This window comes from Paeniclostridium hominis, assembly GCF_014306135.1.
In the GTDB taxonomy this organism is placed as follows: domain Bacteria; phylum Bacillota; class Clostridia; order Peptostreptococcales; family Peptostreptococcaceae; genus Paraclostridium; species Paraclostridium hominis.
The window spans coordinates 1298352-1313582 of record NZ_JACRWD010000001.1 but is presented as its reverse complement, the minus strand read 5'-3'; the positions used below and the strand labels follow the sequence as shown (position 1 = coordinate 1313582).

Genomic DNA, 15231 nt, shown 5'->3' with positions numbered 1-15231 from the left:
AATGAATGAAAGTATAGTGGAATTTGAGGGAGTATATAAAAAATATGGGGATAAGGAATTATTTAAAGATTTAAATATAAATATTTCAAAGAGAAAGATAGTAGGACTATTAGGACCAAATGGAAGTGGTAAAACCACTATGATAAAAATGATAAATGGATTAACTCAATGTGATAAAGGCAAAGTTAAAATAAATGGATTAAAGCCATCAGTAAAAACTAAAGAAATAATATCTTACCTACCAGATAGAAATCATTTAAACGAAGATATGAGAGTTAAGGAAATTTTAAAGTTTTTTAGTGATTTTTATAAAGATTTTGACATAAAAAAAGCTAAAAATATGATTAAAAACCTTAACATAGATATAAATGAAAAAATAAAGTCTATGTCAAAAGGAACTAAGGAAAAAGTAGCATTAATATTGGTTATGTCAAGAAATGCGAAATTATATATATTAGATGAACCGATAGGTGGGGTAGATCCAGCATCAAGAGCTTATATAATAAAAACTATATTAAAAAATTTTAATGAAGACTCAACTCTTTTAATATCCACACATCTTATAAATGAAATTGAAAATATATGTGATGAAGTAATAATAATTTCTAATGGAAAAATTATATTAAAGGGTGAAGTAGATGATATAAGAGGAAATAAAGGTATGTCTATAGATGCTTTATTTAAGGAGGAGTTTAAATGTTAAGAAAACTACTGAAATATGAGCTAAGAGCAACTGCTAAAGTTTTAGTACCAATGTATATTTCTATATTAGGTATGTGTATTATAAACAGTATATTTATAAGCAGTGAAATATCATTATCTAACAAAAAAATTTTTGGTATAGTTACTATGGCATTGCTTGTAGCATTAATTACGTTAACAATAGTAATATGTATACAAAGGTTTAAAAAGAATTTATTAGAAGATGAAGGATATTTAATGTTTACTCTTCCTTTAAGTAGTACTAAGTTAATACTATCTAAATATATATCGGCTGTATTATGGATTATGGGAACTATTATAGTTACTTTAATTTCATATAGTTTATTTATGATTCAACAGGCGACATCTATAGGAATGATATATGGTTCAGGAATTACATTTTATATAGGTGATAAAATGATTAGTTTTCAAGAGTTAACACGTACTAATAAAGATTTAATAGTTATTATACTTTCAATATTATTGCTTATAAGTATAGTATCTATAATAATATTTATAGTTTATAATTCAATTGCAATATCTCAATTATCTATATTTGCTAAGTACAAAAACATCTCATCAATTTTGATTTTTATTACAATAAGTAGCTTAGTAACTATTTTAAATACAATAAATAATAATATAGGATTAAAACCAGATATTTCAAATTTAGAATTTATGGGAGCATTTATCAAAGTAATGACTCTTGGAATATTACAAAATATATTTTTAATTATTATTTTGTTTTTAATTTTAAATTATACATTAAATAAGAAGCTTAATTTAAACTAATAAGGTAAATTTTATATCGTTTAAAAAACTTCAAAAATCATAACCTAATCTTAAGAAATTAAGAAAGGGTGATTATATGAAAAAATCTAAAAAATATGATGAGTATAAAAACGAAGCTCAATCATTACAAGCTATGGTAAATCATAATCAAAGAAATCAAGCATTTGAATCAGAATACGAAGAAAGTCAAACAGTAGACAAAAAAGTATCATCAAAAAGACAAGGAGCTTTAACTAAGCAAATAACTAACTAAAATATACATTTAAAGGTAGCCTAAAAAGCTACCTTATTTTTATTTAATAATTATTAAATATTTAGTAGGTATATTAATATGAAAAATAGAATTATTATTAAGAAGATTAAATTTATTTTTAAAATTTAATAATAAGGGGGATAACATGGAAAAATTAAACTTTAGACAAATACATTTAGATTTTCATACAAGTGAATATATTGATGATATAGGTATTGATTTTGATAGCAATAAATTTGCTCAAACTCTTGATAAAGCATGTGTAAATTCCATAACATGTTTTGCAAGATGTCATCATGGATGGCTATATTACCCATCTAGAAATAAACCAGATATGATTCACCCAAATTTAAAAAATAAAAATTTATTAATTGAACAAATAAAAGCATGTCATGAACTAAACATAAAAGTACCAATTTACACGACTGTCCAATGGGATGGATATATAAGTGAAAATTATCCTCAGTGGTTAAGTAAAGATTTCAAAGGAAATCCAATTTGTACTCAGAATGTAGAAAAGCCACATTTTTACAATACAATATGTTTAAATTCACCATATAGAGAATATTTTAAAGAACACATAATTGATATAATTGAATCAGTAGGATGTGAAAATATAGATGGATTTTTTATGGATATTTTATTTGCAGTAGACTGTAGTTGTGATTATTGTAAAGAAAAGATGAAGAATTTAAATATAGATATTAACATAAAAGAAGAAAGACTAGCTTATTCAAATATAATGTTAAATGAATTTAGAAAAGAAGTAACAGATTTAATAAACTCTAAAGTAAAAGATGCTACTATTTTTTATAATAGCTCACATATAGGACCTAGATTTTGGGATTCTTTAGATTCATTTACACATCTAGAGCTAGAGTCACTTCCAAGTGGAGGATGGGGTTATGATCATTTCCCAACAACTGTAAGATTTGCAAGACTTTTAGGAAAGGAAATATTAGGTATGACAGGGAAGTTCCATACTTATTGGGGAGACTTCCATTCTTTAAAAAACCAAGCAGCCTTAGAGTTTGAATGTTTTAACATGCTAGCACAAGGATGTAAATGTTCAATTGGAGATCAATTGCATCCAAATGGGAATTTATCCAAATCAGCTTATGATTTAATAGGAAAAGTATATAAATCTGTTAAAGAAAAAGAAAAATATTTATCAAATGTTAAAGTTATATCTGAAATTGGATTATTAACACCAGAAGGTTTTAACAATGAAAAAGGAACATCTCAAGCTTTAGTAGGAGCTGTTAGAATGTTACAAGAATTATCATATCAATTTGATATTATTGATATGAATATTGATTTTAATAACTACAAATTAATAATCATACCGGATACTATAAAAGGAAATTTAAAATTAAAAGAAAGACTTGAAGCTTATGTGGAAAATGGAGGAAAAGTAATAGGAAGCTATGAAAGTTTAGATTTAAATGAAGAAATAGATTTCTTTGGAAATAAGCGATTAGGAAAATCAAAGTATGATAGAGACTTTATAAAGCCAAATGATAAAATAGGAAGGAGCTTGCCAAAAGAAGAATTTGTAATGTACTTAAGTAAAATAGATACAAAGTGTGTTAATTCAACTATCTTATTAGATACAATAAATCCATATTTTAATAGGGGAGAAGATGGAAAGTTCTGTTCTCACCAACACACTCCATCTAGTAAAAAAATAGGTAATCCAGCTGCTACTTTACATAAAAATAAAATTTATTTTGCTCATCCTATATTTAGTATATATAGAAAAAATGCAGCTAGATGGTGTAAAGAAATTATAAAAGATGCAATTGATTTATTAATGAATAGCAAACTGGTAAGCCACAATGGACCATCTACAATATTATCAACATTACAATATGATTTAGACAACAATGGTTATGTACTACATTTACTTCATTACATAACAGAAAAAAGATCTCAAGATATTTATACTATAGAAGATATAATACCTTTATTTGATACTGAATTTACTTTAGAAATAGAGGATTTTAATATAAGTAGTATTAGAAAATACCAAAGTGATGAAAGTATAAACTTTATTAAAGATAATAACAAAATTAAGTTTAAAATTGATAAAATTTATGGACATGAAATGATAATAATTAGATAAAATTAAAGTAATATAAAGACTGTAGTTTAAAAATAATAAACTACAGTCTTTATTATTTTTAACAAAAAATATATAATAAAAGTCATGACTTAAAAGAAATTAGGTGGGTAAATGGATTTTAAAATAGTAAATGAAGTATTACTACAAAACATAGATAAGTATAGATTAGATAGAGGAAGAGACTATTACAATCAAGGTTACATAGAAGAAAGTAATTATTCTAAAGAAGAAAATAAAATTAGTTTTTATGGAAGCATAGTTTCTAAATACCAAAGAGACATTTATGATAGCTTTTTAATTATAGACATAGATAATAAAGAGATTATAAGTAGTGGTTGTACTTGTGAAGACTTCAATCAAAACACTACACTCCACAATAACTTTATATGTAAGCACATAGCATCAATCACTTTAAAAGGAATTGATGAGCTAAAAGTAAATATAGTTGATAATTTAAAGCTAAAAACTCTTGATATAAAAGAAAAAACTAAACCTAAAGTAAATACAAGATTTATAAATAAAGATTTATTGAATTATTTTAAAGTAATTCCAAAGGAAAAAGTTAATATAGAAGTAGATATAACAAATTACCTAAATGATACATTGGAAGCAGAATTTAAAATAGGCAATGATAAAATGTATGCGCTAAAAGATTTTAAGCAATTTGCAGCAGCGAGAATAGAAGGAAACAGCATAGTTTATGGAAGAAGTTTTGTATACGATCCTAAAAGTAGTTATTTTGAGGATGATGAAAATTTGGCACAGTTTATAGAAGACTATGGATTAAGTTTAGCTGATAATATAAATGCAAGAAAAAATAGATATATGATATTAAACTCAAGTTTACTTAAAAGGCTTATGGAGTGTATGAAGTATAAAGAATTTACTTTTAATTTTGACAGAAAAACTTATAATCCACAAATCATAGATGGTAATGTTCCAATAAATGTAGATATAAAAAAAGTAGAAGATAAAATAGTTATATCAAGTAATAAGAAACTACCAATACCTTTATCCGATAAAGGAGATGTAGTGTTTTATGAATGTAATATTTATTTGCTTTCAGATATGAATGGAATTTATTATAAAAAGATATACGAGGTTTTAAAAGAATATAAAACTATAGCGTTTGAAAAAGAAGAAATAAGTGAATGTCTAACAAGTTTGATACCAAAACTTAAAGAAATATCAAAAAGTATAAATATAGATGACAGTATAACTAATAATATAGCAAAAGATTTAATTGTAAAATATTACTTTGATTTAGAAGAATCTAAAATAATTTGCAATGTAAAAATGTACTACGAAGGTGAAGATGAAGGTAAATTTGTAATTAGAGATGTTGAAAAAGAAGAAGCAGCCATATATAGACTATATACAAATTATTTTGAAAAAGACAAAGATAAGTATGTATTTAGAGGTACAGATGCGCAACTATATGACTTTTTAAGTAAAGAAATAAATAGGCTTAAAAACATTGGAGAAGTTTATTATTCAGATAAATTCAAAGAAAAAAAGGTATATAATTCTTCTAATATAAAAGTTGGATTGGGCGAAGAAATAAATCACTACTTAGAATTTAAATTTAAGATAGAAGATGTAGATAGCAAAGAATATAAAGAAATACTAAAAGCATTTAAAGCTAATAAAAGATTTTATAAACTTAAAAATGGAAACTTCATAAATCTAGAAGAAGATGAAACTAAAGAAATGTTTAAACTTATGGAAAGTTTAGGTTTTACTAATAACATAAAAGAAATGAATATACACCAAAGTAAAGCTATGTATATAAATGAAATATTAACAGAAAAGAAACTTCCATATATAGATGGTATTGAAAATGTTAATAAAATAATTGATAAGTTCAACAATATTGAAAATATAGTTTATGAAGTTCCTGGTGATTTAAAAGCTAATCTTAGAGACTATCAATTAGAAGGTTTTAATTGGTTTAAAACACTAGATTATTGTGGATTTGGGGGTATACTAGCAGATGAGATGGGTTTAGGTAAAACTCTTCAAACCATAACATTTTTACTGTCTAAAAAAGGATGTAAAAGTATTGTCATAACTCCAACATCACTTATACATAACTGGAAAAGTGAGTTTGAAAATTTTGCGCCAAGCTTAAACATAGGTATAGTTCATGGAAGTAAAAAAGAAAGAGAATCAATAATTGATAATCTTGAGAACATAGATGTGTTACTAACTACATATGGTTCACTAAGAAATGACTGTGAAAAATATGAAAATATAAATTTTGATTATATAATTATAGATGAAGCTCAAAATATTAAAAACCCAACATCTATAACTACTGATGCAGTTAAAAGTATAAAAGCTAAATGTAAATTTGCACTTACAGGTACACCTATAGAAAATAATTTATTAGAATTATGGTCAATTTTTGATTTCATAATGCCAGGGTATTTATACAATGTAAGTAAGTTTAATGCTATCTTTATAAGAGATGAAAGTAATATTATAAGATTAAAAAAACTTATAAAACCTTTCATTCTAAGAAGAACTAAAAAGCAGGTTATAAAAGAATTGTCTGATAAAATTGAAAAAAAGTTTTTAGTAGAATTAAGTAAAGAACAAAGAAAAATATATAAAACTTACGTAGATGAAATACAAAGAAAGCTACAAGATAAATATGAAAGTAATGATAAAATTACTGTATTGTCTTATTTAACTAAGCTTAGACAATTATGCTTAGATCCAAGCTTAATTGTAACTGACTATAAAGGAAAAAGCTCAAAAATAAGTGCTTGTATAGAAATACTAAAAGACATCATAGAAAATGATGATAAAGTATTGGTATTTTCTCAATTTACAAGTGTATTACAAAATATAGCAGTTGTCCTTGATAAAGAAAACATAGAATATAATTATTTAGATGGACAAACTAAAGCTACAGATAGAATTAAATTAGTAGATGATTTTAATAAAAATATTAATAAAAAAGTGTTTTTAATATCTTTAAAAGCAGGAGGAACAGGACTAAATTTAACTTCTGCAAATACAGTAATTCACTTTGATCCATGGTGGAACATATCAGTTGAAAATCAAGCAAGTGATAGAGCACATAGATTTGGACAAAAACAAACAGTAGAAGTTATAAAATTAATAGCTAAAGGAACAATAGAAGAAAAAATTGTTAAGCTTCAAGAAAACAAAAGCAAGTTAATAGATGATATAATAAGTAATGAATTGTCAGATTCAGGAGTGCTTAAAAATTTATCTAATGATGCAATATTAGATTTATTGACATAAATAGAAAGGTAAAATAATATGAGTAAAAAAATATTTAACGGAAAGAAACTAAAAAATGCTAGAGTATATAGAGGAAAGACTGTAGATGTTTTAGCAAAGGAAACTAAAATAAACAAAAAGGATATATTAGCTTTTGAAGGAGATAAATATAAGCCAACATTAGAAAATGAAATGAAATTAGCTAATGCCTTAAGTTTCCCAAAAGATTACTTTAGTGAAAAAGATGCTGTAAATGTAGTAGTTGAAAATACGCATATTAGAACGGAATCTACATTACCAAGAGTGGATGATATAGCTTTAAAAGAAAAATTAGTAATGACTCACAGATTACTTAAATTTATACAAGGATATATAAAATTCCCTGAAATGAATTTACCTAATAATTTAAATAGAAATGATGATATAGAAGAATTAGCTCAAAAAGTAAGAGAATTTTTTGATTTAGGCAATGGACCTATAGGAAATATGGTTAGTTTACTTGAAATAAATGGTATATTTATATCAGCTACAAATATAGACAAAAAAGGGGCTTTAGCTTTTAGTCAAAAACAAAGTATCGACAAAGAATCTAGATACTTTATAGCTTTAGGAAATGACAAAAAATCAGCTCCTATAAGAAATTACGACTTAGCTTATGAATTGGCATATATAATATCAGTTGAAGCAAATATCCAATCTAAAAAGTTTTCAAAAGATGAATTCGCATGTGCATTTTTAATGCCAAAAGAAAGCTTTTTAGAAGATTTAGAAGGAGTACATGAATTAGAAGATTATATAGAGCTAAAGAAAAAGTGGATAGTTCCTATATGGGCTATGATTTTAAGAGGATATCAATTAGGAAAAGTAAGTTACAAAAAATATATGTATTTAATGAATCAAATTGATAAAAAAGGATGGTCTAAAAAAGAGCCATTAGATGATAATATAAAATCTACTCATCCAATATTACTTAAAAAATCATTTGATATGTTAATTGAAAGTAAATTAATGAATGAAGGATTATTTATGAATAATTTAGCTAACTATGGTCTTAGCATATATCCACAAGATATAGAAGAGTTATTTGGATTAAAAGAAGGAACTTTATCTAAAAATATAAATAAATATAATAAAGATAATGTTAGAACAGTTAACTTTAGAAAATAAATTAAGATAGGGATGATTTTTGTCATCCCTTAAAAAACATATTAAAATCTACATTAATATAAGCACATAACCCATAGCCACTATTGCAACAGAACACCAAGTTATACCACCTAAAATCATAGGTTTTGCACCTTTTGTAAACAAATCTTTTATATTTATTTTATAACCAACACCTACCAAAGCAGTAGTTACCAAGAATTTATAACCTTTTTTGAAAAATGGAGATATGGATTCAGGAAAAAATCCAAATGTATTTAGTATAGCCATACCTAAAAAGCCTAGTATAAACCAAGGGAATACATCTATAATTATTTTCCCAAAAGATTTTTTAGGTTCATTAGATGAATCGCCTAAAGCGTTTGCGCTTACAAGCTGAGCTTCTTTTCTTTTTTCATTTACAACAACGATTGTAAATACAATAGCTACTACAACTAAGAAAGTAGTCCTAGTAAGTTTAACTATAACTGGTAATTCAGCAGCAGAAGATATACCTATAAGTTTTGCAAAAGTATCACCAGCAGCAACAACACTAGATGTATCACTTATAGCTGTACCAGCAAGTAAGCCAAATTGATCTGGAGTTAAGTTTAAGCTATTAGCTATAAATGGAAATGCTAGAGCCGCAAAAACATCAAATAAAAATATTGCTGTCAAAGCATAAGCCATTTCATCATCATTTGCATTTATTATTGGACTAACAGTAGCTATAGCAGTGCCTCCACATATAGCAGTACCAGATCCAACCAATCTTCTTGTATTTATAGAAACTCCTAGAGCTTTACCAACCAATAAGGCAGTTAAGAATGATATACATATATTTGTAATAATTAGTGGAAGTGCATTTCCACCAGTGTGAATTATTGCATTAAAGTTAAGTGTAGCACCAGCTAAAATAATACCAAACTTTAAAAGTTTTTTTGCTGCATATGTCGTTCCTTTTTTATAGTCTCCTTTTGCAGGCTTTATATTTCCTAATAAAGCGCCTAGAAATAAACCTATCATAGGTGCACCAACTATATGTTGAAGATTTCCTAAAAATGTAGAAATACTAGCTAAAATTGCACAAACTCCTAATCCCATCAACATTCCTGTTGACATAAAAACCCCCCCTAAAAATAAATATTGTTAATTAAATATTTATCCAGCTCTTGATTTGAATTATAGTGCTAAAGAAAAGGTTTTTGCAACAGGTTTTTTAAAATTAAAAAATTAAAATAAATAAAAATATAAATTTAAAATTTCTAAAACGTGAGAATTAACAGTAGTTAAGGTGTTTAAAAATTGTTTATTTTATTAAAAAAGTCCACATATTCTGAAGCGAATATAGAATCTTTTAAATATATAAAATTAAATTCATGAGATAACTTCATAGAATTTATATCTAGCATTATCAATTCTTTTTTTTCTAATTCATCCATTACAGCAACTTTATAAATTATAGATATACCAAAATTATTTTTTACTAAATCTTTTATTAAATTAATATTACCTACTTGAAGTAGGGAGTTAAAATTTTTATGAGAATAATTTTGTTCATAAAGCCACAGCTCAAAGATATCTCGGCTACCTGAACCTTGTTCTCGAAGAATTAAACTTTCTCCAAATAAGTCCTCAATAGATAAATTGGATTTTTTAGCAAGGTGATTTTCAGGAGAAGCAATAAAAATAAAATCTTCATAACTAAATAAGTGAGTTTCATAATCTGCTTTATTAAAATGACCTTCAATAAAACAAAATTCTAAAACACCTTTTTTTAGCATATCCAATAATGTTTTTGTATTATCAACAACCATGGATAAATTAGCATTTGGACAATCTCTTAAATAATTTTTTATAATATTTGGCATAACAAATTCACCAATACTACGAGTTGCCCCAAATGATAAAGATTTAGATATACATTTTGAATTTTTTAAATCATTTTCAATAGATAAAGACATGGTTTTTAATTTTAAAATATTATTTAAAAAATCTTGACCTAGCTTAGTTAGAATTAAATTTTTTCCTATGTAATCAAATAATTTTATATTATATTTAGATTCTATGTATTTGATATGTTGGCTAACGGCAGGTTGAGTAATGCATAGTCTCTTTGCCGTTTTTGTATAACTTCTAGTTTCACATAAGTCTATAAATGTTTTTAATCTAAAATCTATCATAGTATCCCCCAATACACTTTTGATAAATAAAGTGTACTATAAGTTAAATTTATAAATCAATAAGATTTTATAATTTTACATTATACTATACAGTTGATACACTTTAGTTAAATAGAACTTGTTAAAAATATAATTAATATAAATTCTTGGAGGGGTAATATGAAAGTATTAGTAATTGGGGGAGTTGCTGCAGGCACTAAAACAGCTGCAAAACTAAAACGTGAAAATAGAGATTTAGATGTAACTCTTATAACTAAGGGGGAGAATATTTCATATGCAGGATGTGGACTTCCATATTATGTCGGTGGAGTTATAGAAAATAAATCAGATTTGATAGTAAACACTCCTAAGAGTTTTTCTGATTTAACTCAGGTAGAAGTTAAAACAGGAATAGAGGCTTTATCTATAGATAGAAATGAAAAAATAGTAAATGCAATAAATTTAAATAATAATGAAGAAGTTAAATTTAATTATGATAAATTGGTTATAGCAACAGGTGCAGATCCAGTAAAACCACCTATAGAAGGAATAGATTTGGAAGGAGTTTATTATATGAGAACTCCAAATGATGCTATAGCTGTTCGTGAAGTTGTTGAAAATGATAATGTAAAAAGAGCTGTGGTAGTAGGAGGAGGATTCATAGGACTTGAAGTTGCTGAAAATCTTCATGAAATGGGAATTAAAACGACTTTGGTTGAAGCTATGGACCACATAATGCCAGGCTTTGATGATGAGGTATGTTCTTATGTTGAAGATGAATTAATGGAAAATGGAATAATGGTTTTAACAGGAGAAAGATTAATTTCTATAGAAGGAGATAATAAAGTAAAGAAAGTAAGAACAGATAAAAGAGCTATGAAGGCAGATATTATAGTAATGGCTGTTGGCATAAGAGCTAATACAAAGATTGCAAGTGATTGTGGTTTAGAATTAGAGACAAACAAAACTATAAAAGTTAATGAATATATGCAAACTAATGATGAAGATATATATGCAGTAGGTGATTGTGTAACAGTAAAAAATATACTAAGTGGAAAGTCTGTATGGTCTCCAATGGGATCATCTGCAAATAAAGAAGGAAGATGTGTTGCTAAAACTATAAGCGGAGAAAAGACTCCATTTAACGGCGTATTAGGAACTGGAATAGTAAAATTATTAAATTTAAATGCAGCAAGAACTGGACTAACTGAAAAAGATGCAAAAAATTTAGGCTATGAAGTAGAAAGTGTCATAGTTCCAATAGATGATAAAGCACATTATTATCCAGATTCTAAAATGATAATTATCAAGCTTATAGCAGATAAAAACAGTAAAAGGGTATTAGGAGCTCAAATATTTGGAGAAGGAAATGTTGATAAACAAATAGATATAGTAGCAACAGCAATAACTTTTAATGCTACAATTGGTGATTTACAAAATCTAGATTTAGCATATGCACCACCTTTTTCAACAGCTATACACCCATTAGGACATGTGGCAAATGTACTTTTAAATAAAATTGATGGAGCTGTAAAAATAGTAAGGTACAATGATTTTATTGAAAATCAAGAAGATTATAAATTAGCAGATGTAAATAAAAAACCTCAATTAGAAGGTATACCATTTATAGATTTAGCAACACTAAATGGAAAATTAGATGAGTTTGAGTATGATGATAAAATTCTTTTAGTCTGTGCCAGAGGTAAAAGAGCTTATTTAGCATACAATAGAATGAAGCATTTTGGATATAAAGATGTACAAATTTTAGAAGGTGGATTAGCTTTAAATAGAGAGATAAATACTGAAATGGGGGTAAATTAATTATGAAAATAACAGATGCAATGAGAAAAGAAGTTAAGGGGCAAGGATTTTTATCAAATAATGATGGAAAACATTTTTCTTGTAGGGTTATAACTGAAAATGGAGCTATAACTGCAGATCAATTAATAAATGTTGCAGAAATAGCTAAGAAGTACGGAAGTGGAGATATATCATTAACATCAAGACTTACTTTAGAAATACCTGGAATTAAATATGAAGATATAGAAAATACTAAAGAGCATTTAAAAAAGGATAATTTAGTTTCAGGTGGAACTGGTTCTAGAGTAAGACCTATAGTTCCATGTAAAGGCACAGTTTGCACATTTGGACTTTGCGATACACAGGGAATAGGAACTAAGCTTCATAAAGAGTTTTATGAAAAATGGTATGATGTAAAATTACCACACAAATTTAAAATAGGAGTTGGAGGATGTCCAAATAACTGTATAAAGCCTAGTTTAAATGATTTTGGAGTAATAGGACAGTTTGTACCAGACTTTGATGAAGATATGTGTTCAGGATGTAAAAAATGTGCTCCTAGAGATACTTGTAAGGTAGGAGCTATAAGCATAGTTGATGGTAAAGCTTTCATAGATAGAGAAAAATGCAATAACTGTGGGTTATGTATAGGAAAATGTCATTTTGATGCAATTGATGAAGGGAAAAAAGGTTTAAAGATATACTTAGGAGGTAAATGGGGTAAAGCTTCAAGACCAGGAACTCCTATATCAGGAATACATAGTGAAGAAGAAATGATGAATATATTAGAAAAAACTCTTCTTATATATAGAGAACAAGGTAAAACAGGAGAACGTTTTGGGGACATGATAGATAGAATAGGTGTTGAAAACATAGAAGTTCAAGTTTTAGGAGATGAAGTACTTGAAAGAAAAGAAGAAATATTAGAAGCTCAATTGCATACTGTAGGTGGAGCTACTTGTTAATTAAAAAAACTTGCAAAATTTTAATTTTGCAAGTTTTTTTATGTTTAATTTTAATATGAATTTAGAGAATTTTTAAGATTTTATAGACATATTCTTACGGATAAGGTATATTTTTAATGTATATTGTATACTTGAATAATTTTCTAAAATAGGAAAAGTTTATTTTGGACATATTAAATAAGTAAATATGAGTAAAGGAGATACACTATATGGCGAAAAAAGGAAAAGAGTTTGAAGAGGATCCTAGATATAAACAATGTAATAAAGAGGCTATAATGGGACTAGTATTAGGTATAGTCAATTTAATATGGTGGTTTGGATTTGGCTATGGTTTAGGATCAAAACCTGTATCAGAATATACATATATGTTTGGTTTTCCATCATGGTTTTTTATGAGTTGTATAGTAGGAGGAGTACTATTTTCTATACTAACCGTTATAATGATAAATAAATTTTTCAAAAATATGTCATTGGACGGATTAAGTGAAGATGAGTTAAAAGAATATAGAAAGGAATATAAATAATGAAATCTATAAACTTTCAAGTTTTAATTCCTATTATAATATACTTTATAGTTGTGTTTGTAGTAGGTTTTTATTCAATGAAATTTGTAAATAGAGCTAAAAATAAAGCTGCCGGAGAAAAAGGATTTATGGATGAATACATGACAGGTGGAAGAGATTTAGGTGGGTTTGTTTTAGCTATGACATTGGTTACAACTTATTTAAGTGCAGGAAGTTTTATTGGAGGACCTGGAACGGCTTATACTCAAGGATTAGGATGGGTATTTTTAGCTATGGCTCAAATGCCAACAGGTTATTTTACGCTTGCAGTTCTTGGTAAAAAATTTGCAATTATAGCTAGAAAAATAAATGCAGTGACAATCACTGATTTTTTAAGAGAAAGATATAAATCAGACTCAGTAGTTATATTAACATCTATATCTATAGTAGTATTTTTTATAGCAGCGATGGCAGCACAATGGGTAGGAGCAGCAAGACTTTTACAAGGAGCTATTGGAATTGATTATAAATTAGCTCTTACAGCTTTTGGAATAACAGTAATTGTACATACAGTAATAGGTGGATTTAGAGCTGTCACTATATCTGATGCAATACAAGGAGTAATAATGACGATTGCAACCATTGCAATATTTATAGGAACACTAATAGCTGGTGGAGGAGTAGAGAGAATTATAAATAATATGCAAAGTATAAATAAAGGACTTATAACTCCGTTTGGTGTAACTCCAGGGCATATGAGTATGGCATGGGTAACTTCTTTTTGGATTTTAGTTGGGTTTGCAGTAGTTGGTATCCCATCTGTTTCTCAAAGGGCTATGAGTTATAAAGATACTAAGAGTTTGCATGATGGAATAAAATATGGAACTATAGTATCTATGGTATTACTTTTAGGAATGCATTTAGTAGGTGCTTTTTCTAGAACTTTAGTTACAGGTATTGAATCCGGAGATTTAGTTATTCCAACTATAACTATTCAATTATTTCCACCTGTAATAGCAGGTATAGTTTTAGCAGGACCACTAGCTTCAATAATGTCGACTGTTGATTCTCAACTATTAGTTGCTTCTGGTTCTATAGTAAATGATATATATACTAACTATATAAATCCTAAAATAAAAAAAGATGCTAAAAAAACTGCTACTATAAGTTTATTAGTTACAACAGTTTTAGGTATAATTATATACATTGTAGCTATAAAACCACCAGATTTAATAGTATGGTTAAACCTATATGCAAATGCAGGAATAATAGCTACATTTTTATGGCCAATTGTTTTAGGACTATACTGGAAAAGGGCAAATGCAAGTGGAGCTATAGCATCTATAATAACTGGTATTTTAACATATATATTATTTAGCTATACTTGGCCAAGACCATTTGGGATGCACACTATAGTTCTTCCTTTATTAATATCACTACTTTCTTTTATTATAGTATCTAAAATTACAAAACCTCCAACAGATGATACAATTGAAACTTTCTGGGGAGTTTATAAAAAATAGACAATCAA

General features: G+C 26.9%; 12 protein-coding genes. 10 read left to right on the top strand and 2 right to left on the bottom strand.

Going from position 1 to position 15231, the window contains the following annotated elements; all coding sequences use genetic code 11:
• The first annotated feature begins 1 nt into the window (after position 1).
• The 6 genes from H8891_RS06290 (at position 2) to H8891_RS06265 (ending at position 8294) form a co-directional block, all read left to right on the top strand.
• A complete protein-coding gene (locus tag H8891_RS06290; protein WP_187005660.1) occupies positions 2–703 on the top strand; it encodes an ABC transporter ATP-binding protein in 702 nt (233 codons plus the stop codon).
• Positions 697–1494, top strand: a complete 798-nt coding sequence (locus H8891_RS06285; protein ID WP_187005659.1) for a hypothetical protein — start codon at positions 697–699, stop codon at positions 1492–1494. The genes H8891_RS06290 and H8891_RS06285 overlap by 7 nt, the downstream gene beginning before the upstream one ends.
• A gap of 76 nt (positions 1495–1570) precedes the next feature.
• Entirely contained in the window at positions 1571–1747 is a 177-nt protein-coding gene (locus tag H8891_RS06280; RefSeq protein ID WP_187005658.1) for a hypothetical protein, read from the top strand.
• A 145-nt stretch (positions 1748–1892) separates the two neighbouring features.
• Positions 1893–3872, top strand: coding sequence for an alpha-amylase family protein (locus H8891_RS06275; protein WP_187005657.1), 1980 nt, complete (start codon positions 1893–1895; stop codon positions 3870–3872).
• Between the two features lie 111 nt (positions 3873–3983).
• Entirely contained in the window at positions 3984–7148 is a 3165-nt protein-coding gene (locus H8891_RS06270; RefSeq protein ID WP_187005656.1) for a DEAD/DEAH box helicase, read from the top strand.
• An 18-nt stretch (positions 7149–7166) separates the two neighbouring features.
• Positions 7167–8294: an XRE family transcriptional regulator gene (locus H8891_RS06265; RefSeq protein WP_187005655.1), complete on the top strand. Its 1128-nt coding sequence runs from the start codon at positions 7167–7169 to the stop codon at positions 8292–8294.
• Positions 8295–8342: 48 nt separating this feature from the next.
• Here the strand turns inward: H8891_RS06265 and H8891_RS06260 are convergent, their stop codons facing one another.
• The gene (locus H8891_RS06260; protein WP_187005654.1) at positions 8343–9392 is read right to left on the bottom strand and encodes a YeiH family protein; all 1050 of its coding nucleotides are present in this window, start codon (positions 9390–9392) and stop codon (positions 8343–8345) included.
• A 176-nt stretch (positions 9393–9568) separates the two neighbouring features.
• Entirely contained in the window at positions 9569–10453 is an 885-nt protein-coding gene (locus H8891_RS06255) for a LysR family transcriptional regulator (protein ID WP_147543987.1), read from the bottom strand.
• A gap of 159 nt (positions 10454–10612) precedes the next feature.
• Here H8891_RS06255 and H8891_RS06250 point away from each other — a divergent pair, with 159 nt between their 5' ends.
• The 4 genes from H8891_RS06250 to panF all read left to right on the top strand — a co-directional run bounded on the left by H8891_RS06250 (position 10613) and on the right by panF (position 15223).
• Positions 10613–12253 (top strand): FAD-dependent oxidoreductase, encoded by a 1641-nt coding sequence (locus H8891_RS06250; protein WP_187005653.1) that lies wholly within the window; start codon positions 10613–10615, stop codon positions 12251–12253.
• A 2-nt stretch (positions 12254–12255) separates the two neighbouring features.
• Entirely contained in the window at positions 12256–13197 is a 942-nt protein-coding gene (locus H8891_RS06245) for a 4Fe-4S binding protein (protein ID WP_187005652.1), read from the top strand.
• Positions 13198–13406: 209 nt separating this feature from the next.
• Positions 13407–13721 carry a YhdT family protein gene (locus H8891_RS06240; protein WP_187005651.1) on the top strand — a complete coding sequence of 105 codons (315 nt, stop codon included), beginning with the start codon at positions 13407–13409 and terminating at the stop codon, positions 13719–13721.
• The gene (gene panF / locus H8891_RS06235; RefSeq protein WP_187005650.1) at positions 13721–15223 is read left to right on the top strand and encodes a sodium/pantothenate symporter; all 1503 of its coding nucleotides are present in this window, start codon (positions 13721–13723) and stop codon (positions 15221–15223) included. The genes H8891_RS06240 and panF overlap by 1 nt, the downstream gene beginning before the upstream one ends.
• The last annotated feature ends 8 nt before the right edge of the window (positions 15224–15231 follow it).

Coding starts and splice junctions, on each gene's coding strand:
- H8891_RS06290 (WP_187005660.1), top strand. CDS start 2: ATGAATGAAAGTATAGTGGAATTTGAGGGAGTATATAAAAAATATGGG.
- H8891_RS06285 (WP_187005659.1), top strand. CDS start 697: ATGTTAAGAAAACTACTGAAATATGAGCTAAGAGCAACTGCTAAAGTT.
- H8891_RS06280 (WP_187005658.1), top strand. CDS start 1,571: ATGAAAAAATCTAAAAAATATGATGAGTATAAAAACGAAGCTCAATCA.
- H8891_RS06275 (WP_187005657.1), top strand. CDS start 1,893: ATGGAAAAATTAAACTTTAGACAAATACATTTAGATTTTCATACAAGT.
- H8891_RS06270 (WP_187005656.1), top strand. CDS start 3,984: ATGGATTTTAAAATAGTAAATGAAGTATTACTACAAAACATAGATAAG.
- H8891_RS06265 (WP_187005655.1), top strand. CDS start 7,167: ATGAGTAAAAAAATATTTAACGGAAAGAAACTAAAAAATGCTAGAGTA.
- H8891_RS06260 (WP_187005654.1), bottom strand. CDS start 9,392: ATGTCAACAGGAATGTTGATGGGATTAGGAGTTTGTGCAATTTTAGCT.
- H8891_RS06255 (WP_147543987.1), bottom strand. CDS start 10,453: ATGATAGATTTTAGATTAAAAACATTTATAGACTTATGTGAAACTAGA.
- H8891_RS06250 (WP_187005653.1), top strand. CDS start 10,613: ATGAAAGTATTAGTAATTGGGGGAGTTGCTGCAGGCACTAAAACAGCT.
- H8891_RS06245 (WP_187005652.1), top strand. CDS start 12,256: ATGAAAATAACAGATGCAATGAGAAAAGAAGTTAAGGGGCAAGGATTT.
- H8891_RS06240 (WP_187005651.1), top strand. CDS start 13,407: ATGGCGAAAAAAGGAAAAGAGTTTGAAGAGGATCCTAGATATAAACAA.
- panF (WP_187005650.1), top strand. CDS start 13,721: ATGAAATCTATAAACTTTCAAGTTTTAATTCCTATTATAATATACTTT.